Raw genomic sequence first — 23,629 nt, 5'->3', positions numbered from 1 at the left:
ATCCGCCATCCAGGCCGCCATGTCCTCCGTTCCGCCCGCCTCTGAACAGACCGCCGCCGCATCCCCTGGCGCCTCCACCGCGATTGCCTGCGACATCTTCTGCGCGGTGATCGACAATTTCGGTGACATCGGCGTGTGCTGGCGCCTCGCGCGCCAACTCGCGAGCGAGCACGGCTGGCAGGTGCGCGTGTTCGTCGACGATCTGCATGCGTTCCAGAAGCTGTGCCCGTCGCTCGCGCTGGATCGCGCGCGGCAGACGGTCGGCGGGATCGTCGTCGAACATTGGCACGAGCCAACCCATGCGGGCGACACGCTCGAAGTGGCCGACGTGGTGATCGAGGCGTTCGGCTGCGAACTGCCGCCGATCTATGTGGCCGCGATGGCCGAACGCGCGCGCGCGCCGCTCTGGTTCAACCTCGAATATCTGAGCGCCGAAGACTGGGTGGCGGATTTTCACCTGCGTCCCTCCCCCCATCCACGCTATGCGCTGACCAAGACGTTCTTTTTCCCGGGGCTCGGCCCCGGCACCGGCGGCGTGCTGAAGGAACGCCATCTCGACGCTGCGCGCGCTGCCTTCGAGGCATCGCCGGCTGCGCGCGAAGCATGGTGGCGGCAAACCACCGGCCACGCGCCGCCGCCCGCCGCGGCGACCGTCGTCTCGCTGTTCGCGTACGAAAACCCTGCCGTCGACAGCCTGCTCGAACAATGGCGCGACAGTGCCGCGCCGGTCGTGCTGCTAGTGCCGGAAGGCCGCATTTCCGGCGCGATCGCGCGCTTTTTCGGTTTGCCCTCGTTCACCGCCGGCTCGCACGCGAGCCGCGGCAACCTCACCGCGCATGCGCTCGCGTTCACCGCGCAAGCCGGCTACGACGCGCTGCTGTGGGCGAGCGACATCAATTTCGTGCGCGGCGAAGACTCGTTCGTGCGAGCCCAGTGGGCGGCGAAGCCCTTCGTCTGGCACATCTACCCGCAAGCCGACGAGGCCCATCTGCCGAAGCTCGACGCGGCGCTCGCGCACTACGCGCGCGCGCTGCCCGCCGATGCGCGCGACGCCCTCGCGCGCTTCTGGCACGCATGGAACGGCGCGGGCCGCCCGGACTGGGCGGAATTCCAGCGCCACGGCCCGGCGCTGCAACGCCGCGCGGCCGAATGGGCCGTCGAACTCGCCCAGGTGGGCGACCTCGCCGGAAATCTGGCCTTGTTCGCAAAAACTCAGTTAAAATAAGCGGTTATCCAACGGCCGACGACGCAAGCGCGGCCCGATCGCAACAACGAACCCGGCGTCGAAAGATACCTGACGCGCTCCGCCCCTCGGGTCAAGAGCGCAAAAGTCAAAAAAGGGCCGTATGCTGTCGTTCGGCGCCACTCGCGTACACGCCCGCACCGGGTAAAAAGCAGGTAACGGATTGTTGGGGATTGCCGGAATCAACGAGCTGCGCGATGCGGCTCCGCCTCCGGTTCCCACGGCAAGCCGGCCACGCTTCCCACATTGGCTTCCCGCCGCCGCTCCCATGCGGCGCGGCGCGCAATGAGTGAAGCGGCGAAGCCGCTTGCGCCGTATGCCGTTGAGCAAAGTTGAGCTACTTATTTCGTACAGGATAGTTTTATGAAGACCGCACAGGAACTCCGCACCGGCAACGTCGTGATGATCGGCGCAGACGCAATGGTCGTGCAAAAGGCCGAATACAACAAATCGGGCCGTAACTCCGCCGTCGTCAAGATGAAGTTCAAGAACCTGCTGACCGGCGCAGGCATGGAAAGCGTGTACAAGGCGGACGACAAGTTCGACGTCGTCGTGCTGGAACGCAAGGAAGTGACGTATTCGTACTTCGCCGACCCGATGTACGTGTTCATGGACGCCGACTACAACCAGTTCGAAGTCGAAAGCGAAATGATGGGCGACGCTCTTCATTACCTCGAAGACGGCATGGCTTGCGAAGTCGTGTTCTACAACGAGAAGGCCATCTCGGTCGAACTGCCGACCACGCTGGTCCGCGAGATCATCTACACGGAACCGGCCGTCAAGGGCGATACGTCGTCGGGCAAGGTGCTGAAGAACGCGAAGCTGACCACCGGCTTCGAACTGCAAGTGCCGCTCTTCTGCAACATCGGCGACAAGATCGAAATCGACACGCGTACGCACGAGTACCGCAGCCGCGCTTAAAGCGCCTGCACGCCTGAATCCAGCGCCGGCGCAACGCCCGCGCTGCGAAAAAAATGGAAAAAAAAGCGCCCGATCTGGGCGCTTTTTCTTTTCTGCTACGCCGTGTATGGTTGAGGAAAACTTTACCGGCAAGCTTCTCCAAATTGCCGCCCCACCTTCCCGATCTTCCCGCCCGTCAGCGGGCAAATCATTGATAAATTTAAGTAAATGTTCGTGGCACAGTCCCTGCTTGTTACGAGGGCATGCCAGTACGGCTTATTTTTCTCAACTCGGGAGAGCACCATGAATAACGACATTGCTGAAGGCAAGTGGAAACAGATGGTCGGCAAGGCGAAGACGGCATGGGGCGAATTGACGGACGACGAATTGACGAAGGCCGAAGGGCGCGCCGACAAGCTCGCCGGTCTGATCCAGGAACGCTACGGTAAAACCCGCGAACAGGCGGAACTGGAAGTTCGCCGGTTTTTCGATAGCAACCGGGATTTCTGACAGACCAGATGAAAGAACTACAGACGCCTCGCCTGCGGCAGTTGGCGCAGGACGGGCGTCGCCGTGATAAGTCAAAGGACCAGAACTTCGTGAGTCGAATCGTTGCCTGCCGCGCCCGGCCAGATGCAGGAATGCCCTGCATGCGGGGAACCGCGCTCACACCGCTTATGCCCATGGCAGCCGCCCGACTGGTTGCCCGCCAGGGCTGGTGCGCGAGCAGCATGAGCGCGGCCGACCGGCGCTGGCAACGTGTGCCAGCCTCGAACGACCTGCATCGGCATCCGACCCCTCGTCCCGGCCAGCTGTCGCTCCCCTATCGCGCGCCAATCGAAGCAGCGGCGCAACACAGCGGGTATCCCATCCATCCCAAAAAATTGCGCTCGCCATGCCACACGCCCTGATTGTTGAAGACGATCCCAATAGCCTGTCAGGCCTGTCCGCTATCCTCGCCGCCGACGGCTTCTCTGTCGACACCGCGACGACCATCGCCGAGGCCCGGGCGGCGCTGACGCGCTTCATTCCCGACGTCGTGCTGGTCGACCTGAATCTGCCGGACGGCAGCGGTCTCGACCTGCTGCAGCATTTGCCCGCGCATCCGCCCGGCGGCGCATTGCCGGTGATCGTGATGACCGGCAATGCGACGGTCGAGAGCGCGATCGAAGGTCTGCGGCACGGCATCTGGGACTACCTGCTCAAGCCGGTCAATATTCCGCGCTTGCGCAGCCTGCTCGCGCGCATTCCGCGTCCCTATGAACTGACCGAGGAAGTACAGACCTTGCGCGCGTCGCTGCGCCAGCTCGGCAGGTTCGGCTCGATGCTCGGCCGCAGCGGCGAGATTCAGCACGTGTACGACACGATCGAACATATCGCGCCCACCGAAGCGGCCGTGCTGATTTGCGGCGAAACCGGCACCGGCAAGCAGGTCGCGGCGCGCACGCTGCATGACATGAGCCGGCGCCGCAAAGGTCCGTTCGTCACGCTGGATGTGCGCGGCGCGGGTGGCGGCGTGCATCGCTCGCTCGACAGCCTGCTGTTCGGTCACGAACGCGGCGCATTCGGCGTAGCCGAGCAGCGCGAGCCGGGCCTGTTCGAGCAGGCGAGCGGCGGCACGCTGTTCATCGACGAAATCGCGGAATTGCCGCGCGCGCAACAGGAAGCGTTGCTGCGCGCGCTCGATTCACAGACTTTCATGCGCGTCGGCGGCACCAATCAGGTCGCGACCGACTTCCGGCTGATCGCCTCGACGCGCAAGCCGCCGCGCGCGGCGGTGGCAGACGGTACTCTGCTCCAGGAGCTCGCGTTGCGCCTCGAAGCCGCCGCGGTGATCCTGCCGCCGCTGCGCGAGCGCGGCGACGACCCGTCGCTGATCGCTCAGGCGGTGGTCGACGAGTTGAATCTCGAAGCGGCCGCACGCGGCACGACCGAGGTCGCCAAGCAGATCGGACCGAATTTCCTGCGCGAGTGTCTCGCGTACGAATGGCCGGGCAACGTGCGCGAATTGCAGGACCGGGTGCGGCGTGCGTATCACGCGTCAGGTGAAGTACTGGAGTCGTTGCGCGCCGACGAGGGCTCAGTGAACGGCCGCGATCTGAATGGCAGCCGCGTGCAGGTCACCGTCGGCACGCCGCTCGCGGACGTCGAGGAAATGCTGATTCGCGCGACGCTCGACGCGGTCGGCGGGACGCGTCATCGTGCGGCGTCGCTGCTCGGCATCAGTCCGAAGACGCTGTACAACAAGCTGCAGCGCATGCGCTTGAACTGAGTTCGACAACCGCTCTGGGCTGACGGAAGCCGATAAGAAACGGCGCCTTGATCAAAAATCAAAGGCGCCGTTTTTTCGTCGATCGGCCGGCAAAATTCGCGCAGCTTCGACAACCTAGGCGAACGCGCTACGAAGCAACGCCTGCGCTTGCAGATATGGCGGCTCGGCAACCAGCTTGCTCCACGTCAGCGCCTTGCCGCGCGGCCTCATGCGCTTCAGACGCCGCCGCGATTCCTTCGACGGCGTGAAACGCAGCGCATCGAGCACCTTCTCCGCTTCCTCCGGCTGATTGCAGATCAGCACCATGTCGCAACCGGCGTGGAGCGCGGCGCTCGCGCCCTCGGTCAGCGTGCCGCCTTGGCGCGCGGCCTCCATCGACAGGTCGTCGCTGAAAATCGCGCCTTCGAAGCGCAGCTTCTTGCGCAGAATGTCCTGCAGCCAGACGCGGGAAAAACCGGCCGGCTTCGCATCGACCTGCGGATAGACCACATGCGCGGGCAGCACCGATCCCAACGACAAACCGAGCCAGTCATACGGCGCCACGTCGTCGCGCAGGATCTCGTCGAGCGGGCGATCATCGACGGGCATCGCGACGTGCGAGTCCGCGTGCGCAAAACCATGCCCCGGAAAGTGCTTGCCGCAATTGCTCATGCCGGCCAGTGCGAGGCCGTGGTTCAGACTTTTCGCGAGCAAGGCCACCACGCGCGGATCGCGATGGAACGAGCGGTCGCCGATCACTTGTGATTGCCCGTAGTTCAGATCGAGCACCGGCGTAAAACTCATGTCGATGCCGCACGCGCGCAACTCCGCGGCGAGGATATAGCCGACCGCGGTCGTCACCTTGGTAGCGTGCAGCACGTCGCTGTCCCACAGCGCGCCGAGCTTGCCCATCGCCGGCAGCACCGTGAAGCCGTCGGTGCGAAAGCGCTGCACGCGGCCGCCTTCGTGATCGACGGCGATCAGCAGATCCTGGCGGACCGCGCGGATCGCGTCGGTCAGCGCCATCAGTTGCGCGCGGCTCTCGTAGTGGCGCGCGAACAGGATCACGCCGCCGGTCATCGGATGGGCAAGGCGGCGCTTGTCGTCGTCGTTCAGCGTTTTGCCGACCACGTCGAGCATCACCGGTCCGGGAGTGGTTTTCATCGAATTCCGCGAGAAGGAAGCATTGGGCAAGGAAAGACGCGGCCGACGGTGGCCCGCGCTCAGCGTATTTTTATCGGGCGGCGGACGGCGTGGGTGGCGTCCCGGTCGGTGCATCCGAAGCATGCGCCCCGCCCGTCTGCGTCGTTTCCGCGATCACGAACGACACCGCGTAATCGCGCTCGTCGCTGATCGTGACGCGCGCCGTGATGCCGCGTGCGTCGAGCCAATCGGCCAGTTCGCCGGACGCCACCACCATCGGTTCGCCACTTGGCTTGTTGAGCGTTTGCAACGCGCGCCAGGTCATCGGCCAGTGCATGCCGAGGCCGATCGCTTTCGAGAAGGCTTCTTTCGCCGAGAACCGCGTGGCGAGAAACGCGAGACCACGCGCCGCCGAACGAGCCTGGCGCGCGTGATACACGCGCAGTTCGTCCGGGCCGAGCACCTTCTCCGCGAAGCGACCGCCGGTGCGCGTCATCACCGCGGCTATGCGGCTGACCTGAACGATGTCGGTGCCGATGCCATAGATCGTCATGTGCGAGTCCGCCCCGGGCCGCATCAGCCGCGCGCGCCGAGACGCGCAGCGACCATGATCGCCTTCATCTCGCGCACCGCGTTGTCCCAGCCGGCGAAGATCGCGTGCGCGACGATCGCATGGCCGATGTTCAACTCGACGATTCCGTCGATCGCCGCGATCTGCTGCACGTTGGTGTAGTGCAAGCCGTGGCCCGCGTTGACCTTGATGCCGAGCGTCATGCCGAATTCGACCGCACGCACCACACGCTCGTATTCGCGCTGCTGTTCGGCGGGGTCGTGCGCTTCCGCGTAACGGCCCGTGTGCAGTTCGATCACCGGCGCGCCCGCTTCATGCGCGGCGCGAATCTGCGTTTCGTCCGGATCGATGAAGAGCGATACGCGCGAGTTCGCTTCGGCGAGTTGTTTGCAGGCGGCACGCACCGCTTCGAACTGCCCGGCGACGTCGAGGCCGCCTTCGGTCGTCAGCTCCGCGCGCTTTTCCGGCACGAGACACACGTCATGCGGCTGTACTTCGCAGGCAATGTCGAGCATCTCCTGGGTGACCGCGCATTCGAGATTCATGCGCGTCTTCAGCAGCGGACGCAGCTTGCGTACGTCGGCGTCGACGATATGCCGGCGGTCTTCGCGCAGATGCAGCGTGATCACATCCGCGCCTGCCTCCTCGGCCATCAGCGCCGCGCGGATCGGATCGGGGTAGGACGTGCCGCGCGCATTGCGCAGCGTGGCGACGTGATCGATGTTCACGCCCAGGTCAATCACAGTCGGCGACGTAAGAAAGAAGCTCATAAGTTCTGCAAGTCGATCAGGATCTGGCGCGTCGCGAGCGGCGTGCCGCCAAGGTAGGTGTTGAGCAGGAAGCGCATCAGCGTTTTGCTTTGCGCCACGGTCTGCGCTCGATGGTAATCGTCCTGTTCCATATCGAGCAAGGTCTGTCCGGCGATGACCGGCCATTGCGCGGGCCAGTCGTCGGACGCTTCGCGCACGCCGCGCTCCGGATCGAACACGTAGCGCCCCTTGGGCAGCACGGCTTTACGCGCGACGGTGCGATCGAGTGACATCGCGTAACCGGTCTCGCGCAGCAGCACGCGTTCGAACGAGCGCAGCACCTGCACGGGCGGCTCGTCGTGCGCGAGACGCGTCATCGTGACGACGTAGTGATGGAACAGTTGGGGATGCGGGTCTTCGCGCGCACAGAATTTGACCAGCAGCTCGTTGACGTAGAAGCCGCAGAGCAACGCGTCGCCGGTCAACGGCAGCATGCCGCCGACCCACTCGGCGCCGGTCAGCGTGCGCACTTCGGACTTGCCCGACCACGACAGGGCAAGCGGCTGGAAAGTCTGCAACACGCCGCGCAACGCGGAGTGCGGACGCTTCGCGCCCTTCGCGACGAGCGCGAGCCGGCCGTGATCGCGCGACAACACGTCGATGATCAGACTGGTTTCGCGATACGGATAACTATGCAAAACGAAAGCAGGCTGCTCCGCGATCCGGTATTGGGAAACGGACGTGCGTGGCGCGCGGGTCGGCGTTTTGCGCGGCTCGCCTTCGGCGCCCTCGGCGCTTTTGCTGGAAGATTTTTTGGCGCTACTGCGCGCCGGTTTCGACGGCTCGCGCGCCGGCGCGGCCGGTTGCGGCTCATCCGGCGCTGCGTCGGAATTCAGCGTCATCCACGCGTCATTCGTACCCATACGCGCGAAGTCCGGCTTCGTTGTCGGCCCAGCCGCTCTTCACCTTGATGAAGGTTTCCAGATAGACCGGGCCGTCGAACAGCTTTTCCATGTCGAGACGCGCTTCGGTGCTGATCTGCTTCAGCTTCGCGCCCTTCTGGCCGATGATCATCGCCTTGTGCATGTCACGGTCGACCATGATGGTCGCGAAAATGCGGCGCAGGCGGCCTTCGGTTTCGAACTTGTCGATCAGCACGGTACTCGTGTACGGCAGTTCGTCGCCGGTCCAGCGGAACACTTTTTCACGCAGGATCTCCGCGGCGAGGAAGCGCTCGCTGCGATCGGTCAGGTCGTCTTCGCCGTAAATCGGCGCGCCTTCCGGCAGGAACGGCTTGACGGTCGCCATCAGACGCTTGATGTCGTCGGGATGCTTGGCCGACAGCGGCACGATCTCGCTGAACTGACGCAATGCGCTGACCTGCTGCATGAACGGAAACAGCGAATCTTTATCCGCGACGCGGTCGAGCTTGTTCGCGATCAGCAGCGTGGGCACCGACGGCGGGATCAGATCGAGCACCTTCTGATCATCCGCGCCGAAACGGCCGGCTTCGATCACGAACAGGATAGCGTCGACCGAGGTCAGCGTGGACGTGACCGCGCGATTGAGCGAACGGTTCAGCGCGCCGCTGTGCTTGGTCTGAAAACCCGGCGTGTCGACGAAGATGTACTGCGCGTCTTCGAGCGTGTGAATGCCGGTGATGCGATGGCGCGTGGTCTGCGCCTTGCGCGACGTAATACTGACTTTCTGGCCGACCAGCGCGTTCATCAGCGTGGACTTGCCGACGTTAGGGCGGCCGACGATCGCGACCATGCCGCAGCGAAAACCAGTGGGAGTGGGAGCGTTCATATTCGGGCTACGGCAGGTTCAGAGCGGCACGCGCAAGCGGCGCGCCGAGGGCAATCAATGGCCCGCGTCGGCGACGCGCGTTTGCACCGCGTCGGCTACGCCGGGTTCGTGTTCGGTGGGTGCCGCCTGCGCGCCTGGCGCGGATACGGCGGCAGTACCAGGTGTGGCTTCGCGACCGCGTTGCCGGTCTGTGTGGCGAGCGGAGGCGGTATCGGTTTTGCCGTCGGCCGGCTTGTCGGCGACTTTCTCGTTCGAGTGCGTGCTCGCCTTGTCCGATTTCTCGCCCTTCTCGGCGCGCTCGGCTTTGTCTTGCCCGCTGTATTCGACGTGCGCGGCGCGAATAACGGCGAGCGGCGCGCCGGTGGCGGTCAGTATGGATCGTTCGGCAGCGGGCTTTTCGGCAGCGGAATCCACTGCGGCAGCCGCGCGCGGCTCGCCTCGTGCGGCGCCGCGCTCGCCTTTACGCTCCGGACTGCGCAAATCCAGCGCAGTCTGGACACCCGTCACGCCCGGCACGATCTCCGGCTCGACGTTTTTTGCTGCGCGCGCGCCTTTCGAGCGCTTGGGCTTGGCGACGACCGCGGGTGCCGCCGCCATCACTTCGTCGAGCGCTTTCTTGGCGGCCGCCTGCTCCGCCGCACGGCGGCTCGCGCCTGAGCCGGACACTTTCACGTCCAGCTTCGGCACTGTGCATTCGACTTCGAATTGCTGATTGTGCGCCGCACCATGCGTAGCGACGACCGTGTAGGTCGGCAGCGCGATCTTGTGGCCCTGCAGATACTCCTGCAACAGCGTCTTCGCGTCCTTGCCGAGCGTGCGCGGGTCGATGTGATCGAGAATCGGCACGTAGAGCCGCTTGATGACCGTCTGCGCGGCGTCGAAGCCGCCGTCGAGGAACACCGCGCCCAGCACCGCTTCCAGCGTGTCGGCGAGAATCGACGGCCGGCGGAAGCCGCCGCTGCGCAACTCGCCTTCACCGAGCCGTAAGCCTTCCGAAATATTGAGCGCCTGAGCGATTTCGTAAAGCGACTGCTGCTTCACCAGATTGGCGCGAACGCGCGACAGATCGCCCTCGTCCAGTTTGCCGAAACGTTGGAACAAAAGCGCAGCCACCGCGCAATTCAGAACGGAGTCGCCGAGAAACTCGAGCCGTTCGTTATGCGTGGAACTATGACTACGGTGCGTTAAAGCCTGGCGCAACAATTCCGCATTGCGAAATTCGTAGCGCAGTCGGCTTTCCAACGGAGATAGGGGCATGGGCAGAGTATAACGCGGGCGCCTGACCCGGCGAAAACGCGGGGCGGCCAGCGGAAAAAGCGTGGTGAAGTGACGTTACCGCGGGTTCTTAAAGTGGCGTGATAACACGCCGCGAGTGATGTGACCGATATGCCGGTCATCAGCGCGGCGTGTCGTGCGATCGACGCAAAAGAACTCAGTGGAATGAGCCGATGCGTTTCAAATCGCTGAAGTTCATCCAGATAAAAAATGCGCGGCCGACGATATTCTGGTTCGGCACAAAACCCCAATAACGGCTGTCCGCACTGTTATCGCGGTTGTCGCCCATCATGAAGTAATTGCCCGGCGGCACTTTGCAAATCACGCCGCGTGCGTTGTACGTGCAGTTGTCGCGATAAGGAAAATCTTCGGCGCCGACGATGAACGGCGGCACGGCCGGATTATTCAGCACGGCGTTCTTGCGGCCGTCGAGATCTTCTTCGAATTGCTTCGCGTAGCCGAGGCGCTCTTCGTCGAGATAATCGGGCAACGGCGTTTCGGGCACCGGCTTGCCATTGACCGTGAGCTTCTTGTCCTGATACTCGACCACGTCGCCCGGCAAACCGATCACGCGCTTGATGTAGTCGACTGATTCGTCTTTCGGATAACGGAACACCACTACGTCGCCACGCGTGAGCGGATTGCCCTGGGTGACCTGCGTATTGGTGATCGGCAGACGGATGCCGTATTCGAACTTATTGACGAGGATGAAGTCCCCCACCAGCAGCGTCGGCACCATCGAACCCGACGGAATCTTGAACGGCTCGACCACGAACGAGCGCACGACGAACACCACCAGAATCACCGGAAAGAAGCTCGCCGAATACTCGAGCCACCACGGCTGACGCAGCTTGTCGTCACGCAGACGTGCACGCGTTTGTGCTGCGTTTTCGTCGGCGAAACGCTCGCCGATGCGTGCTTGCTGACTGTCGAACTCAGCGACCGCGGCTTGCGCCGCGCGGCGCCGTTTCGGCAGAAAAACCAGTTTGTCCGCGACCCATGCGACACCCGTCAAAATGACGAGCACAAAAAGAATCAGCGCAAAATTCATAGCGTTCCGTTATTCAACTTATTTGTCTTCGACACGCAGGATCGCGAGGAAAGCCTCTTGCGGAATCTCGACCGAGCCCACCTGCTTCATTCGCTTCTTGCCTGCCTTCTGCTTTTCGAGCAGCTTCTTCTTACGCGAAATGTCACCGCCGTAGCATTTTGCCAGCACGTTCTTACGCAACGCTTTAATGTTTTCACGCGCGATGATGTTCGAGCCGATCGTCGCCTGGATCGCCACGTCGTACATCTGGCGCGGAATCAGCTCGCGCATTTTTGCCGCCACTTCGCGGCCGCGATACTGGCTTTGCGAACGGTGCACGATGACCGACAGCGCATCCACCTTGTCGCCGTTGATCAGCATGTCGACCTTCACGACGTCGGATGCGCGGTATTCCTTGAACTCGTAATCCATCGACGCGTAGCCGCGCGAGATCGACTTCAGGCGATCGAAGAAATCGAGCACGACTTCGCCCATCGGGATTTCGTACGTCAATTGCACCTGGCGGCCGTGGTACTGCATGTTGATCTGCGTGCCGCGCTTTTGCGTGCACAGCGTGATCACCGAGCCGACGTAGTCTTGCGGCATGTACAGATTCACGGTGACGATCGGCTCTCGCACTTCTTCGATTTTCGACGGCTCCGGCATCTTGGCCGGATTCTCGACCATGATGATCGTGCCGTCGCGTTGCAGCACTTCGTACACCACGGTCGGCGCCGTGGTGATCAGGTCCATGTCGAACTCGCGCTCGAGACGTTCCTGCACGATCTCCATGTGCAGCAAACCGAGGAAGCCGCAACGGAAGCCGAAACCGAGCGCCTGCGACACTTCTGGCTCGTATTGCAGCGAAGCGTCGTTGAGCTTCAGCTTTTCAAGCGAGTCACGCAGCGCGTCGTACTGGTTCGCTTCGACCGGATAGAGACCGGCGAACACCTGCGGCTTCACTTCCTTGAAGCCGGGCAGCGGTTCGGAAGCCGGACGGTTCACCAGCGTGACGGTGTCGCCCACCTTCGCGGCGGCCAGTTCCTTGATGCCTGCGATGATGAAGCCCACCTGCCCCGCCGACAACGACTCGAGATTCTTCGACTTCGGCGTGAACACGCCGACGTGCTCGACCGGATACTGCGCGCCGGTCGCCATCATGCGGATCTTGTCTTTCGGACGCAGCGTGCCGTTGACGATACGCACCAGCATCACGACGCCGACGTAGTTGTCGAACCACGAGTCGATGATCAGCGCCTGCAGCGGCGCTTCCGGATCGCCCTTCGGCGGCGGCACTTTCGCGACCAGCGCTTCGAGCACGTCTTCGACGCCGAGGCCGGTCTTCGCGCTGCAACGCGTGGCGTCGGTGGCGTCGATGCCGATCACGTCTTCGATTTCGGCGATTGCGTTTTCGGGGTTGGCCGCCGGCAGGTCGATCTTGTTGAGCACCGGAATCACGTCGACGCCGAGTTCGATCGCCGTATAGCAGTTGGCGACGGTTTGCGCCTCCACGCCCTGGCTCGCGTCGACGACCAGCAGCGCGCCTTCGCATGCGGACAGCGAGCGGCTGACTTCGTACGAGAAGTCGACGTGGCCCGGCGTGTCGATCATGTTCAGGTTGTAGACCTGCCCGTCGCGGGCACGATACGTCAATGCGGCGGTTTGTGCCTTGATGGTGATGCCGCGCTCGCGCTCGAGATCCATCGAGTCGAGCACCTGGGATTCCATCTCGCGGTCGGACAGGCCGCCGCAGATCTGGATGATGCGATCGGCGAGCGTCGACTTGCCATGGTCGATGTGCGCAATGATCGAGAAGTTACGAATATGATCCATTCAGTGCCGATCAAGCGAAAAAGGCGCGCTCGGACAATAGCGGAGCACGCCTTGTAAGTAGGTGAAAAACCTATCTATTTTAGCCGAAAAGGCTATCGCCCGGCGCATCTTGCGAAGCCCGGGAAAAGACGGCTCAGGAGAAGCGTGAAATCTGATGAGAACGATGCGGGTCGGCGCATCGCCTGAGAACTCGGGAGCAGCTTCAGCGGGTCGTGACGACACGCAAGGCCAGTGCGGCGCGAACCCGCGCTGCATCGAGGTGATAGTGACACAACTCGACGCCGTCGCAGACCAGAACCGGCACCCGTTCGTTGTAACGGGCTTCCAGCACCGGATCGCTATCGACGTCCACCACCTCGACCTGCGCGCCGAATTCGGCCAGCAACGGCTCGAGCGCGGCGCGCATATCGTCGCAGAGGTGGCACCACGCCCGCCCGTAGAGCGTGAGCGGCGCCGCCTGGCTCATCATTTCTGCGCGCTTCGCGGACGGATCGGCACGAACTGCGTGTTCTCGCCACGACGAACCAGCAGCGCGACCATCTTCGTCGAATCGAGATGCGCACTCAGTTCGTCGAACTGCTTCGCGCTCGTAATGTCCGTATCGCCCACCCGCAGAACGATGTCGCCCTTCTGCAGGCCGACGCGGGTCGCCGGGCCGTCCACTGCGTCGATCTGCACGCCATTCTGCAGCTTCAGCGCCTTCAACTGATCAGCCGGGATGTCGCTGACGGCCAGACCCAACGCATTCGTCGCGCGCTGCTTCGGCGGCTGCGGCTTCTTCTGATCCGCCTTCGCGGTCTTGTCCGGCTGCATCTCGGCAATCGTGACCGGCAAATCGCGTGTTTGCCCCTTACGCCAGATCGTGATCGTCGACCTGGTGCCCGGCTTCGTTTCGCCGACCATACGCGGCAGGTCCGTTGCCGTGTCGACCGAATGACCGTTGAACTTCAGGATGATGTCGCCCGGCTGCACGCCGGCCTTATCCGCCGGGCCGCCCGGCTCGACGCTGCTGACCAGTGCGCCCTGCGCCTTGGGCAGACCGAGCGAATCGGCGACGTCTTTGGTGACTTCGCCGATCGCCACCGCGATACGGCCGCGCACCACCTTGCCCGAACTCTTCAGCTGATCGGCCACGCGCATCGCCTCGTCGATCGGAATCGCGAACGAGATGCCCATGAATCCGCCGGTGCGGCTATAGATCTGCGAGTTGATGCCGATCACTTCGCCTTGCATGTTGATCAGCGGACCGCCCGAGTTGCCGGGATTGACGGCCACGTCGGTCTGGATGAACGGCAGATAGTCGCCCGTGTCGCGCCCCTTCGCGCTGACAATGCCGGCCGTCACCGTATTCTCGAGACCGAACGGCGAGCCGATCGCGACCACCCACTCGCCCACACGCACCTTGTTCGAGTCGCCGATGGTAATAGTCGGCAGATTGGCGGCGCTGATCTTCACGACGGCGACGTCGGTGCGGTCGTCGACACCGATCAGCTTCGCCTTGAATTCGCGTTTGTCCGTCAGCGTGACGTAGATGGTGTCCGCATCGTCGACGACGTGGGCGTTAGTCATCACGTAGCCGTCGGCCGACAGGATGAAGCCCGAGCCGACGCCGCTGTTCTGTTCCGGATCATTGCTATCCGGCGTGTCCTGACTGCCGCCGCTGCCACTGCCGTTGTCGCCGCCACGCGGCGAACCGGGGGACTGAGGGGACTGTGGCGACTGTGGCAACGGAATGCCGAAGAAACGGCGGAAAAATTCCGACATGTCGCCATCGTCCATACCCGGGGGCAGGCCGCTGCGGGGACCGCTGTTCGACACGCGCGTGGTCGTGCGGATGTTGACGACCGCCGGGCCGACCTTGTCGACCAGATCAGTGAAATCAGGCAGATTGGCGGCAGGAACCGCCGACGCCGTTTGCGGTACGAGCGGCAAACACGCCGCTACCACCGCGGCCGCGAGGAATTTGCGCACCGAGAAAGTCGTCATATCGTAGCAAGCCGAGGGATTCAGGATTCGGAGGGTTACTTCGGAGATTTGTATTCTATGGCAGCGGCGAATTGCTGCAATGTGGTCTGGGGCACTTCACCAAGCAGAGTAATCCAGAAGTCACCCCGGCGCTTGACGAGCACGTGCGTGGCGCCGCTGTTGCCCGAGCCTTCCTTGCGCGTGTTGTTCTCGACCGGTTCGATGAACACTGAAATGGCCGCGAGGCCGTCGGAGAACACGGCCTGGTCCACCGGAATGGTCGGCTGACCCGCTTCGCGCGCAGCCATTGGGCGGCGCAACTGACGAATCATCCGGAAGCCCGGCACGGTCGGCGCGATCTGCCAGCCTTGCGCGGCCATGTCGACGCGTTCGACCGGCGGACGCACCACGGTCCACCCCGCCGTATTACGAATTCCGTTGACGATGCCGGCCTTGTCGACTGGCACACCGATGCGAATCTGGGAAAACGACAGTTGCTCGAGCACCTGGCCGTTCGGGTCGAGCGTCTGCGCGCGCAACAGCAGGCCGGTCTTCTTGTCGGCCCACAGCTTGTAAGCAAAGCGATACGCGTCTTTCGGATCGAGTTCGATCACCTGGCTGTCGACGCCCGCGACGCGGTCGTCTCCGAGCAGCTTCGGCTCATAGACGGACAGAACCTGTTCACCGCTCACCGCAAGCAATGCCGGGAACGAGTCCTTGTTCTGACGCTTCTCGACCACCAGCAAACGCCGCTCCGGCACGAACGTGTAGAGGTCGTCGTTATGGCGCAGCATTTTGCGCGGCTTGCCGTCGAGACTTTCGAGTTGCTCGAATTCGCCGTCAGAATGGGTCGAGTAATGCGCGATACGCGAAGTCTGCACGAAATTGCCGCGCTGATAGACGAACGCGCCTTCGTAGTTCTGCTGCTGAGCGGCCTGATGGATGCGATCGAGCAGATCCGCAGCCGTGCGACGGACGACGAGCGGATCGGCGGTTTGTGCAAAGACCCGCGGTGTGGCGGACAACAATACGGCTGCGCAGAACAGAAATGCCGGCAGCCGCCCCCAGATAGTCGTTTTATTCAACCGCAGAGTCTGCATCAAACTATTGGCCTTGCGTAGAGACTGAGGCAGCGCGAATCACCGGCATCGAGCCCGTCATAACCGGTTGTTGCGCGAATTGCTGGTGAGCTTCCAGATATTGATCGAGACTCGCGTCACGGATGATGTTCGCGTCCTGCGCGATCGGCTGAGCCGCCGCCGGCACCGGCACCATCGCCACGCGCTGCACCGAATCGCCATGAACCGATGCGAGTTGCGCGCCCGGACCGCCCGGCACGCCCTGCAGTTGCGGCACGACGATCCACGTCAGCGTAGCGGCAGCGGCCGCCACGGCAAAGGCCGGCACGACACGGCGGCGCAGCGCCAGCAGACGACGCGCGACCGGCATGGCAGCAGGCGCAAGCACGTGCGGCTCGTTGTCGAAGCGCGCGGAGAAACCGTTCAGGAACGCGCTGCTGGTTGCTGGGCTGATCGCCAGATCGTCGGAACGCAGCGCGTCGCCGATCAGGTGATAGCTCGACCAAGCCGCACGGTCTTCACCGTCCAGCCCGGAAAGAAACTTGTCCAGATTCAGATGCTCTTCGCCGAACAGCTCACCGTCGACAAAAGCGGACAGACGCTCGCCGCGCGAGCTGGCTTGCGATTGCATCGAGACTGACCCCATGATGCTCCCCATCTTACAAATACCCCGTAGTGACACCACTAATCCAGATATTGCAGCCGTGCCCCGATCGGCCGGCTGGGAATTACCAGCGCTTGCCTTCAGGTGTGTCAAGCAACGGACGCAATTTTGCCGCAATGGCTTCGCGAGCGCGGAAAATTCGTGATCTGACAGTGCCGATCGGGCAACCCATCATCTCAGCGATTTCCTCGTAACTCAAACCTTCAATTTCACGAAGAGTAATGGCGGTGCGCAACTCTTCCGGTAAAACCGCCATCGCAGCATTGACCGTCTCAGCGATCTGCTTGCTCATCAACATCGACTCAGGCGTGTTGATATCCCTTAGTTGGTCGGCGTCCGAGAAAGTTTCAGCTTCTTCAGCATCTGCTTCGGTCGAAGTGGGTGCCCGCCGCCCTTGGGTGGCAAGGTAGTTCTTTGCCGTGTTGACCGCAATCCGGTACAACCACGTATAGAAAGCCGATTCCCCGCGAAACTGCGGCAACGCCCGGTACGCCTTGATGAAGGCGTCCTGCGCGACATCCTCCACTTCGGCGGGGTCTCGCACGAGGCGTGAGATCAGCCTGAGAATCTTGCGGTGGTATTTGGAGACCAGAAGCTCGAACGCGGCCTTGTCGCCCTTCTGGACGCGTTCGACCAGCACCTGATCAATTTCTTTTTCGCTCACCTGATAAATCCGTTAACTATAGGGCGCATGGCGGGGCACCATTGTAGCGTTCCCATCATGAGGGCACGTTACTCCGGTAACAGCGGTTACAGTCGTTACAGTCAGGCGCCAGCGGCGCGTCGGCCCAACACCGACAATTCACGGAAAACGGGCGCCGGAAGCGAGTCGGCGGCAAGCAGCAAGGTGTTCGCACGTCCCTCGTCCGGTTTGAGCGCGAGGACCAGCAAGCGGCCACTCCACTGTGAACAGCCGGAGATCCGCCCCTGTGCCAGCAGCGTGCCTGAGCGGCCCCAGACCGATAACGCATCCCGACCGATACGCAGCGCGACTGGCTGCGCACGCTCATACCTGATCTCACAAAGCGTGAGCAACGCCCCCACGGCAAGCGTCAACGGAACGGCTTGCCACGCGCCAAGATGCGACGCGACGCTGGTGTAGACGGCCGCCGTCGCAATCAGCACGAAGATTCCCAATGCCAGGCGAATGGACAAGGAGCGACGCAGCGCAATCCGCTGCGTCGCTCCTTCGGGCGTTGCCGATGCAAGGGAGAACGCCGGCCGGGCCGGCGTCGTCGAGTGGCGCGTCACCCGTTCAGGCGATCAGGCGCGCTTGAAGACCAGCGTGCCGTTCGTGCCGCCGAACCCGAACGAGTTCTTCAGCGCGACGTCGATCTTCATCTCCCGCGCGGTGTTCGCGCAGTAATCGAGATCGCAGGCCGGATCCTGATTGAAGATGTTGATAGTCGGCGGCGACACCTGATGATGTACGGCCAGCACGGTGAACACCGACTCCAGACCGCCCGCGCCACCCAACAGGTGGCCCGTCATCGACTTGGTCGAGTTCACGACCATGTCTTTGGCGTGATCGCCGAACGCACGCTTGATGCCGGTGGTTTCAGCCAGGTCGCCGAGCGGCGTGGACGTGCCGTGCGCGTTCAGGTAATTCACCTGATCGGCATTGATGCCCGCGTTCTTCAAAGCGGCCAGCATGCAGCGGCGTGCGCCGTCGCCGTCTTCCAGCGGCGCGGTCATGTGATAGGCGTCGCCGCTCATCCCATAACCACTGACTTCGGCGTAAATCTTCGCACCGCGCGCCTTCGCGTGTTCGTACTCTTCGAGCACCATCACGCCGGCGCCCTCGCCCAGCACGAAACCATCGCGGTCCTTGTCCCACGGACGGCTTGCGGTGGCCGGATCGTCATTGCGTTGCGACAGCGCGCGCGCCGCCGCAAAGCCGCCGACACCGAGCGGCGACACGGTCGATTCCGCACCGCCCGCGATCATCACGTCGGCGTCGCCGTATTCGATCAGGCGCGAAGCCTCGCCGATGCAATGCAGACCCGTAGTACATGCAGTGACGATGGCGAGATTCGGACCCTTGATGCCGAACTTGATCGACAGATGGCCGGAGATCATGTTGATGATCGACGCCGGCACGAAGAACGGCGAAATACGGCGCGGGCCACGATTGAGCAGTTCGGTTTGCGTCACTTCGATCATCGGCAGACCGCCGATGCCCGAACCGACCACCACACCGATACGCTCCGAATTCTCGTCGGTGACTTCGAGGCCGCTGTCCTGCATCGCCTGGATGCCGGCAGCCACGCCGTAATGGATGAACGTATCCATATGGCGCGCTTCCTTACCGGGGATGTAGTCCTCGATATTGAAGCCCTTCACCTCGCCGGCGAAACGAGTCGAAAAGTTCGACGCATCGAACTTCGTGATATTGGCAATACCCGACTTGCCGGCGACCAGATTGGCCCAGCCGTCGGCAACATTATTGCCAACAGGCGAAATCAGCCCCAGGCCTGTAACAACAACACGACGGCGGCTCACGGTAACCCCTTTTTCATAGATGACAAAAGCAAAAGCCACAGCGGCCACAGGAATCTGCCCTGTGCGCCCTGTGGCTGTTAAGTCGGCAATCGCGCGAAAATTTGCGCTGTCAGCATCGCTGGCTCCTGCACGGCAAATAGCGCCAGCCCCGCTGGCGTCGGCAACCGACACGGCAGGGCGTCATACGCCGCCAGCGCAGAAACGCAGGCGCGAATGACTTTAGGCCTTGACGTTCGCGCGAGCGTAGTCGATCGCTTGCTGAACGGTGGTGATCTTCTCGGCTTCTTCATCCGGAATTTCCATGCCGAATTCGTCTTCGAGGGCCATCACGAGCTCAACGGTGTCGAGCGAGTCGGCGCCGAGGTCGTTCACGAACGAAGCGTCGTTCTTGATTTCAGCTTCCGCAACGCCCAGTTGTTCTGCGACGATCTTCTTGACGCGCTGTTCGATATTGTCCATTACCCCTCCAAGGGAAAAGAAGTTCAAAAATACAGGTGCGCGCATTTTATCAGGTTTGACCCGGCAAAAAAGCAGCGCATCGGGTTCCTGTCAAGGCATGCGCCTTACGCTTTTGCAAACGCGTCAAGGCGCGGATAGTAACCGAATTTGGCTACTACATGTACATTCCGCCGTTCACATGCAGCGTCGTGCCGGTGATATACCCCGCTTGCGGCGACGCAAGGAACGCGACGGCATGCGCGATATCTTCTGGACTGCCGAGACGGCCCAGCGGAATTTGCGTTTTCAGCGCGGTCTGCTGCTCTTCCGGCAGACCCCTGGTCATGTCGGTATCGATGAAGCCCGGCGCAACGCAATTCACGGTGATGTTACGGCTGCCGATCTCGCGTGCGAGCGAACGCGTCATACCCGCAACGCCAGCTTTGGCGGCGGCGTAGTTGATCTGCCCAGGGTTGCCGGACGAGCCGACTACCGAAGTGATGTTGATGATGCGGCCGCCCTTCGCCTTCATCATCGGGCGCAGCACCGCGCGCGACAGACGGAACACCGACTTCAGGTTGGTGTCGATCACCGCGTCCCAGTCGTCGTCTTTCATGCGCATGGCAAGCTGATCCTGCGTGATGCCCGCATTGTTCACCAGCACGTGCAGCGCGCCGAATTCCTTCACGGCGCCTTCGATCAGCGCTTCCGCCGCAGCCGCGTCGTTCACGTCGAGCACCGCGCCGCGACCGTTCACGCCGGCCGCAGTAAACGCTTCGGTGATCGCCGTGGCGCCGCTTTCGCTGGTCGCCGTACCGATCACCGTCGCGCCCTGGCGCGCCAGTTCCATGGCGATCGCACGGCCGATGCCGCGCGAGGCGCCCGTCACGATCGCGATCTGCTTGTCGAGAGTCTTTTCCATCTGTCAGTCCGGATGCCCGTCTAAGGGCTGATTGATTCCTGATGCCGATGCGTGATGCGGCGGCGCTCAAGCGCCGCTCTTCCGGCGCTTACGATGTGACGCGGCCTTCAGCCTGCCGTCACGAGCTTCAGCGTTTCTTCGAGCGACACCGGATCGAACACCGACGCGCCGACCAGATTGCCGTCGATACGCTTGGTCAAACCCGCAAGGACCTTGCCCGGACCACACTCGATCACGTGCGTGACGCCCTGTGCGCTCATCGCCTGAACGCTCTCGACCCAGCGCACCGCGCCGGCTGCCTGGCGCACCAGCGCATCCTTGATCGCGGCCGGTTCGTTGACCACGGCGACATCGACGTTGTTGATGACGGGAATGGCCGGCACCTGCACATTGACGCTCGCCAGATACTCGCGCAACTGGTCCGACGCCGGCTTGAGCAGCGACGAGTGGAACGGCGCCGAGACCGGCAGCGACAACGCGCGCTTCGCGCCCTTCGCCTTCGCAACCTCGCAGGCCTTTTCGACCGCAGCCTTATGGCCGGCGATCACGACTTGCGCAGGCGCATTGAAATTCACCGCTTCGACGATACCCGCCACCGACGCTTCCGCGCACACTGCGCGCACCGTGTCGTCGTCAAGGCCGAGAATCGCGGCCATGGCGCCTTCGCCGACCGGCACCGCGGTTTGCATCGCTTGCGCGCGAAAACGCACGAGCGGCACGGCATCGCGGAATGCGATCGCGCCAGCGGCGACCAGTGCGGTGTATTCGCCGAGGCTGTGGCCTGCGACGATCGCCGGCGCCGGGCCGCCTGCCTGCTGCCACGCGCGATAGATCGCGTAGGCCGCGGTCAGCATGACCGGCTGGGTGTTGGTGGTGAGATTCAGATCTTCGGCAGGGCCTTCGGCAATCAGCTTGCCGAGGTCCTGATTGAGCGCGTCGGACGCTTCCTGAACCGTCTCGCGCACGATCGCGTGATCGGCGAATGCGTTGAGCATGCCGACCGACTGCGAGCCCTGCCCAGGAAAAACGAACGCAAATTTCATATCGTCCCCAAAATCGATTTAGTCAGATGTGGGTGGCGCGCGGCGTCGACCTCACGCCGCCACGCGGACGCCGCAAGCAGCGCCGCTCGTTGCGTCGCCGCTATCAGAAGCGGATAACCGACGCGCCCCAGGTGAAGCCGCCGCCGACGCCTTCGATCAGCACGTTCTGGCCGCGCTTGATGCGGCCGTCGCGCACCGCGACGTCAAATGCGAGCGGAATGGACGCAGCCGACGTATTGCCGTGCTCGCCCACCGTGACGACCATGCGTTCCTGCGGCAAGCCGAGCTTGCGGCAAGTGCTTTGCATGATGCGGATATTGGCCTGATGCGGAATCAGCCAGTCGATCTGCCCGGCTGTCAGATTGGCTTTCTCGAGCGCCTCGACCGCGACCTTTTCGAGCACGTTGACGGCGAGCTTGAACACCGCTTGCCCGTCCATGTGCAGAAACGCGCTGCCGGCGACCACACCGCCGTTCACGTTACCCGGCGTGCAGAGAATGTTCGAATGACTGCCGTCCGCGTGCAATGCGCTCGCAAGCACGCCCGGCTCTTCGGACGCCTGCAGGATCACTGCGCCCGCGCCATCGCCGAACAGCACGCAGGTGGTGCGGTCGTTGAAGTCGAGAATGCGCGAGAAGGTTTCCGCGCCGATCACGAGCGCCGTGCGATGCTGGCCACTGCGAATGAAGCTGTCCGCCGTCGCCACTGCGTACGCGAAACCGGAACAGACGGCCTGCACGTCGAACGCGGCGCCGTGGTTCTTGATGCCGAGCTTGTTCTGCAACAGACACGCCGTGCTCGGAAACACGAAGTCCGGCGTGGAGGTTGCGACGATGATCAGATCGATGGACTGCGGATCGATGTCAGCCGCTTCGATCGCGCGCTGCGATGCGATCAATGCGAGATCGCTGGTCGTGACGTCAGGTTCGGCGAAGTGGCGCGCATGGATACCCGTGCGGGCGACGATCCATTCGTCGCTCGTCTCGACGCCCTGGCCGGCGAGACGTTCAGCCAGGTCCTGATTGGTGACGCGGTTGGGCGGCAGATAGCTGCCGGTACCCAGCACGCGGGAATAAATTGTGGATTGAGCCATTATGCCTTCGAGGATTGCGCAGCGTAGGGCTCGGCAGGCTGGCCGGCGATCGGGCTTGCGTGACCCGCACCGCTTGCGTCGCGCGCTGCCTGTTCGAGAGAACCTGCGTTCTCTTCCATCGCTCGCGCAAGGCGCTCCAGCACGCCGTTTTTGACGGCATCATACCCGCGTTTGATAGCCCACTCAAACCCGTAGGCATCGGCGGAACCGTGGCTTTTGATGACCAGTCCGCGCAGGCCGAGCAGCGCCGCGCCGTTGTATTGCCGATGGTCGACGCGTTTCTTGAAGCGCATCAATACCGGCATCGCGAGCACCGCCATCACCTTGGTGAGCCACGAACGTCCGAACTCTTCCTTGATGATGTTGGTCAGCATCTGCGCGAGACCTTCCGACGTCTTCAGCGCGACATTGCCGACAAAACCGTCGCAGACGATGACGTCGACCGTACCTTTGAAGATATCGTTACCTTCGACGTTGCCGTGAAAGTTAAGTGTACTCGCGCGCAGCAGTTCGCCGGCACGTTTGATGGTGTCGTTGCCCTTGATGACTTCTTCGCCGATGTTGAGCAGCCCGATGGTGGGGCGCTCCTTACTTTCGAGTGCGGACACGAGCGCGTGCCCCATCTCGGCGAACTGCAGCAGATGCTGCGGCTCGCAGTCGACGTTGGCACCCAGGTCGAGCATCATCGTGTAGCCGTCGGGATTGGGTAGTGCGAACGCGATGGCCGGACGTTCAATGCCCGACAGCGTCTTCAGCACGTAACGCGAGACCGCCATCAGCGCGCCGGTGTTGCCGGCGGAAATGCAGGCTTGCGCCTCGCCTTCCTTGACGCGGTTCAACGCCACGCGCATGGACGAATCTTTTTTCTTGCGCAGCGCGACCTCGACCGGATCGTCCATCGCGACGATCTCGGAAGCAGGCACGACGGTCAGCGCCGGAAGGTCCTGAGCCTTCAACTTCTTCAGCTGCGCACGAATCGCACTTTCAATGCCGACGAGCAGCAGCTGCGCGTCGGGATGCGAACGAACGAAGTTGACGGCAGCGGGAACGGTCACGGACGGGCCGTGGTCGCCTCCCATGCAATCTATCGTGAGCTTTACTGTCATGGAGTGCGACGAA

The 23,629-nt window shown here is 62.8% G+C and carries 24 protein-coding genes; 4 read left to right on the top strand and 20 right to left on the bottom strand.

Annotated elements, in window-relative coordinates:
- The first annotated feature begins 19 nt into the window (after positions 1 to 19).
- From earP to PQQ53_RS17560, 4 genes are all read left to right on the top strand, one after another.
- Positions 20 to 1,225, top strand: a complete 1,206-nt coding sequence (gene earP, locus PQQ53_RS17575) for an elongation factor P maturation arginine rhamnosyltransferase EarP (RefSeq protein ID WP_408325074.1) — start codon at positions 20 to 22, stop codon at positions 1,223 to 1,225.
- A 381-nt stretch (positions 1,226 to 1,606) separates the two neighbouring features.
- A complete protein-coding gene (gene efp / locus PQQ53_RS17570) occupies positions 1,607 to 2,164 on the top strand; it encodes an elongation factor P (protein WP_042322091.1) in 558 nt (185 codons plus the stop codon).
- A gap of 282 nt (positions 2,165 to 2,446) precedes the next feature.
- Positions 2,447 to 2,653 (top strand): CsbD family protein, encoded by a 207-nt coding sequence (locus tag PQQ53_RS17565; protein ID WP_062127806.1) that lies wholly within the window; start codon positions 2,447 to 2,449, stop codon positions 2,651 to 2,653.
- 385 nt (positions 2,654 to 3,038) lie between these two features.
- Positions 3,039 to 4,415 carry a sigma-54-dependent transcriptional regulator gene (locus tag PQQ53_RS17560; RefSeq protein ID WP_408325073.1) on the top strand — a complete coding sequence of 459 codons (1,377 nt, stop codon included), beginning with the start codon at positions 3,039 to 3,041 and terminating at the stop codon, positions 4,413 to 4,415.
- Between the two features lie 114 nt (positions 4,416 to 4,529).
- Here the strand turns inward: PQQ53_RS17560 and nagZ are convergent, their stop codons facing one another.
- The 20 genes from nagZ to plsX all read right to left on the bottom strand — a co-directional run bounded on the left by nagZ (position 4,530) and on the right by plsX (position 23,616).
- Complete coding sequence (nagZ, locus tag PQQ53_RS17555) at positions 4,530 to 5,558, bottom strand: beta-N-acetylhexosaminidase (RefSeq protein WP_408325071.1); 1,029 nt, start codon at positions 5,556 to 5,558, stop codon at positions 4,530 to 4,532.
- A gap of 70 nt (positions 5,559 to 5,628) precedes the next feature.
- Positions 5,629 to 6,090 carry a holo-ACP synthase gene (gene acpS / locus PQQ53_RS17550; protein WP_408147111.1) on the bottom strand — a complete coding sequence of 154 codons (462 nt, stop codon included), beginning with the start codon at positions 6,088 to 6,090 and terminating at the stop codon, positions 5,629 to 5,631.
- A gap of 23 nt (positions 6,091 to 6,113) precedes the next feature.
- On the bottom strand, positions 6,114 to 6,878 hold the full coding sequence (gene pdxJ / locus PQQ53_RS17545; protein ID WP_408147109.1) for a pyridoxine 5'-phosphate synthase: 765 nt from the start codon (positions 6,876 to 6,878) through the stop codon (positions 6,114 to 6,116).
- A complete protein-coding gene (recO, locus tag PQQ53_RS17540) occupies positions 6,875 to 7,780 on the bottom strand; it encodes a DNA repair protein RecO (protein ID WP_408325069.1) in 906 nt (301 codons plus the stop codon). Before recO ends, pdxJ begins: the two co-directional genes overlap by 4 nt.
- The gene (gene era, locus PQQ53_RS17535; RefSeq protein ID WP_408147105.1) at positions 7,767 to 8,666 is read right to left on the bottom strand and encodes a GTPase Era; all 900 of its coding nucleotides are present in this window, start codon (positions 8,664 to 8,666) and stop codon (positions 7,767 to 7,769) included. Before era ends, recO begins: the two co-directional genes overlap by 14 nt.
- Positions 8,667 to 8,720: 54 nt before the next feature.
- The gene (gene rnc / locus PQQ53_RS17530) at positions 8,721 to 9,923 is read right to left on the bottom strand and encodes a ribonuclease III (protein ID WP_408147103.1); all 1,203 of its coding nucleotides are present in this window, start codon (positions 9,921 to 9,923) and stop codon (positions 8,721 to 8,723) included.
- Between the two features lie 175 nt (positions 9,924 to 10,098).
- Complete coding sequence (lepB, locus tag PQQ53_RS17525) at positions 10,099 to 10,992, bottom strand: signal peptidase I (RefSeq protein WP_168665157.1); 894 nt, start codon at positions 10,990 to 10,992, stop codon at positions 10,099 to 10,101.
- An 18-nt stretch (positions 10,993 to 11,010) separates the two neighbouring features.
- A complete protein-coding gene (gene lepA / locus PQQ53_RS17520; protein WP_408155146.1) occupies positions 11,011 to 12,804 on the bottom strand; it encodes a translation elongation factor 4 in 1,794 nt (597 codons plus the stop codon).
- A gap of 202 nt (positions 12,805 to 13,006) precedes the next feature.
- Positions 13,007 to 13,270, bottom strand: coding sequence for a glutaredoxin family protein (locus PQQ53_RS17515; protein WP_408147170.1), 264 nt, complete (start codon positions 13,268 to 13,270; stop codon positions 13,007 to 13,009).
- Positions 13,270 to 14,790: a DegQ family serine endoprotease gene (locus tag PQQ53_RS17510; RefSeq protein WP_408147098.1), complete on the bottom strand. Its 1,521-nt coding sequence runs from the start codon at positions 14,788 to 14,790 to the stop codon at positions 13,270 to 13,272. Before PQQ53_RS17510 ends, PQQ53_RS17515 begins: the two co-directional genes overlap by 1 nt.
- Before the next feature lie 35 nt (positions 14,791 to 14,825).
- Entirely contained in the window at positions 14,826 to 15,869 is a 1,044-nt protein-coding gene (locus tag PQQ53_RS17505; RefSeq protein WP_408325162.1) for a MucB/RseB family sigma factor regulatory protein, read from the bottom strand.
- Between the two features lie 4 nt (positions 15,870 to 15,873).
- A complete protein-coding gene (locus tag PQQ53_RS17500; protein WP_408155150.1) occupies positions 15,874 to 16,494 on the bottom strand; it encodes a sigma-E factor negative regulatory protein in 621 nt (206 codons plus the stop codon).
- An 82-nt stretch (positions 16,495 to 16,576) separates the two neighbouring features.
- Entirely contained in the window at positions 16,577 to 17,176 is a 600-nt protein-coding gene (gene rpoE, locus PQQ53_RS17495) for an RNA polymerase sigma factor RpoE (protein ID WP_006051939.1), read from the bottom strand.
- Between the two features lie 101 nt (positions 17,177 to 17,277).
- Positions 17,278 to 17,679, bottom strand: coding sequence for a protein YgfX (locus PQQ53_RS17490; protein ID WP_494477699.1), 402 nt, complete (start codon positions 17,677 to 17,679; stop codon positions 17,278 to 17,280).
- A gap of 96 nt (positions 17,680 to 17,775) precedes the next feature.
- The gene (fabF, locus tag PQQ53_RS17485) at positions 17,776 to 19,014 is read right to left on the bottom strand and encodes a beta-ketoacyl-ACP synthase II (RefSeq protein WP_408147093.1); all 1,239 of its coding nucleotides are present in this window, start codon (positions 19,012 to 19,014) and stop codon (positions 17,776 to 17,778) included.
- Positions 19,015 to 19,233: 219 nt separating this feature from the next.
- Positions 19,234 to 19,473: an acyl carrier protein gene (gene acpP / locus PQQ53_RS17480; RefSeq protein WP_121315318.1), complete on the bottom strand. Its 240-nt coding sequence runs from the start codon at positions 19,471 to 19,473 to the stop codon at positions 19,234 to 19,236.
- 154 nt (positions 19,474 to 19,627) lie between these two features.
- Complete coding sequence (gene fabG, locus PQQ53_RS17475; protein ID WP_408155152.1) at positions 19,628 to 20,374, bottom strand: 3-oxoacyl-ACP reductase FabG; 747 nt, start codon at positions 20,372 to 20,374, stop codon at positions 19,628 to 19,630.
- Positions 20,375 to 20,481: 107 nt separating this feature from the next.
- Positions 20,482 to 21,417: an ACP S-malonyltransferase gene (gene fabD / locus PQQ53_RS17470; RefSeq protein WP_408155154.1), complete on the bottom strand. Its 936-nt coding sequence runs from the start codon at positions 21,415 to 21,417 to the stop codon at positions 20,482 to 20,484.
- Between the two features lie 103 nt (positions 21,418 to 21,520).
- The gene (locus tag PQQ53_RS17465) at positions 21,521 to 22,510 is read right to left on the bottom strand and encodes a beta-ketoacyl-ACP synthase III (RefSeq protein ID WP_408147087.1); all 990 of its coding nucleotides are present in this window, start codon (positions 22,508 to 22,510) and stop codon (positions 21,521 to 21,523) included.
- A complete protein-coding gene (gene plsX, locus PQQ53_RS17460; RefSeq protein WP_408147085.1) occupies positions 22,510 to 23,616 on the bottom strand; it encodes a phosphate acyltransferase PlsX in 1,107 nt (368 codons plus the stop codon). Before plsX ends, PQQ53_RS17465 begins: the two co-directional genes overlap by 1 nt.
- Between the last annotated feature and the right edge of the window lie 13 nt (positions 23,617 to 23,629).

It is taken from the genome of Paraburkholderia strydomiana, assembly GCF_046030495.1.
GTDB lineage: Bacteria > Pseudomonadota > Gammaproteobacteria > Burkholderiales > Burkholderiaceae > Paraburkholderia > Paraburkholderia strydomiana_A.
The sequence above is the reverse complement of the archived record's forward strand: the minus strand, read 5'-3'. Positions and strand labels throughout refer to the sequence as shown.

What these genes read in the sequence shown, in the direction of transcription:
- PQQ53_RS17510 (WP_408147098.1), bottom strand. Translation starts at nt 14,790, where the DNA reads ATGACGACTTTCTCGGTGCGCAAATTCCTCGCGGCCGCGGTGGTAGCG.
- PQQ53_RS17515 (WP_408147170.1), bottom strand. Translation starts at nt 13,270, where the DNA reads ATGAGCCAGGCGGCGCCGCTCACGCTCTACGGGCGGGCGTGGTGCCAC.
- plsX (WP_408147085.1), bottom strand. Translation starts at nt 23,616, where the DNA reads ATGACAGTAAAGCTCACGATAGATTGCATGGGAGGCGACCACGGCCCG.
- earP (WP_408325074.1), top strand. Translation starts at nt 20, where the DNA reads ATGTCCTCCGTTCCGCCCGCCTCTGAACAGACCGCCGCCGCATCCCCT.
- fabG (WP_408155152.1), bottom strand. Translation starts at nt 20,374, where the DNA reads ATGGAAAAGACTCTCGACAAGCAGATCGCGATCGTGACGGGCGCCTCG.
- recO (WP_408325069.1), bottom strand. Translation starts at nt 7,780, where the DNA reads ATGGGTACGAATGACGCGTGGATGACGCTGAATTCCGACGCAGCGCCG.
- pdxJ (WP_408147109.1), bottom strand. Translation starts at nt 6,878, where the DNA reads ATGAGCTTCTTTCTTACGTCGCCGACTGTGATTGACCTGGGCGTGAAC.
- PQQ53_RS17505 (WP_408325162.1), bottom strand. Translation starts at nt 15,869, where the DNA reads ATGCAGACTCTGCGGTTGAATAAAACGACTATCTGGGGGCGGCTGCCG.
- era (WP_408147105.1), bottom strand. Translation starts at nt 8,666, where the DNA reads ATGAACGCTCCCACTCCCACTGGTTTTCGCTGCGGCATGGTCGCGATC.
- PQQ53_RS17500 (WP_408155150.1), bottom strand. Translation starts at nt 16,494, where the DNA reads ATGGGGTCAGTCTCGATGCAATCGCAAGCCAGCTCGCGCGGCGAGCGT.
- PQQ53_RS17560 (WP_408325073.1), top strand. Translation starts at nt 3,039, where the DNA reads ATGCCACACGCCCTGATTGTTGAAGACGATCCCAATAGCCTGTCAGGC.
- rnc (WP_408147103.1), bottom strand. Translation starts at nt 9,923, where the DNA reads ATGCCCCTATCTCCGTTGGAAAGCCGACTGCGCTACGAATTTCGCAAT.
- PQQ53_RS17565 (WP_062127806.1), top strand. Translation starts at nt 2,447, where the DNA reads ATGAATAACGACATTGCTGAAGGCAAGTGGAAACAGATGGTCGGCAAG.
- acpS (WP_408147111.1), bottom strand. Translation starts at nt 6,090, where the DNA reads ATGACGATCTATGGCATCGGCACCGACATCGTTCAGGTCAGCCGCATA.
- lepA (WP_408155146.1), bottom strand. Translation starts at nt 12,804, where the DNA reads ATGGATCATATTCGTAACTTCTCGATCATTGCGCACATCGACCATGGC.
- fabD (WP_408155154.1), bottom strand. Translation starts at nt 21,417, where the DNA reads ATGAAATTTGCGTTCGTTTTTCCTGGGCAGGGCTCGCAGTCGGTCGGC.
- nagZ (WP_408325071.1), bottom strand. Translation starts at nt 5,558, where the DNA reads ATGAAAACCACTCCCGGACCGGTGATGCTCGACGTGGTCGGCAAAACG.
- efp (WP_042322091.1), top strand. Translation starts at nt 1,607, where the DNA reads ATGAAGACCGCACAGGAACTCCGCACCGGCAACGTCGTGATGATCGGC.
- PQQ53_RS17465 (WP_408147087.1), bottom strand. Translation starts at nt 22,510, where the DNA reads ATGGCTCAATCCACAATTTATTCCCGCGTGCTGGGTACCGGCAGCTAT.
- acpP (WP_121315318.1), bottom strand. Translation starts at nt 19,473, where the DNA reads ATGGACAATATCGAACAGCGCGTCAAGAAGATCGTCGCAGAACAACTG.
- lepB (WP_168665157.1), bottom strand. Translation starts at nt 10,992, where the DNA reads ATGAATTTTGCGCTGATTCTTTTTGTGCTCGTCATTTTGACGGGTGTC.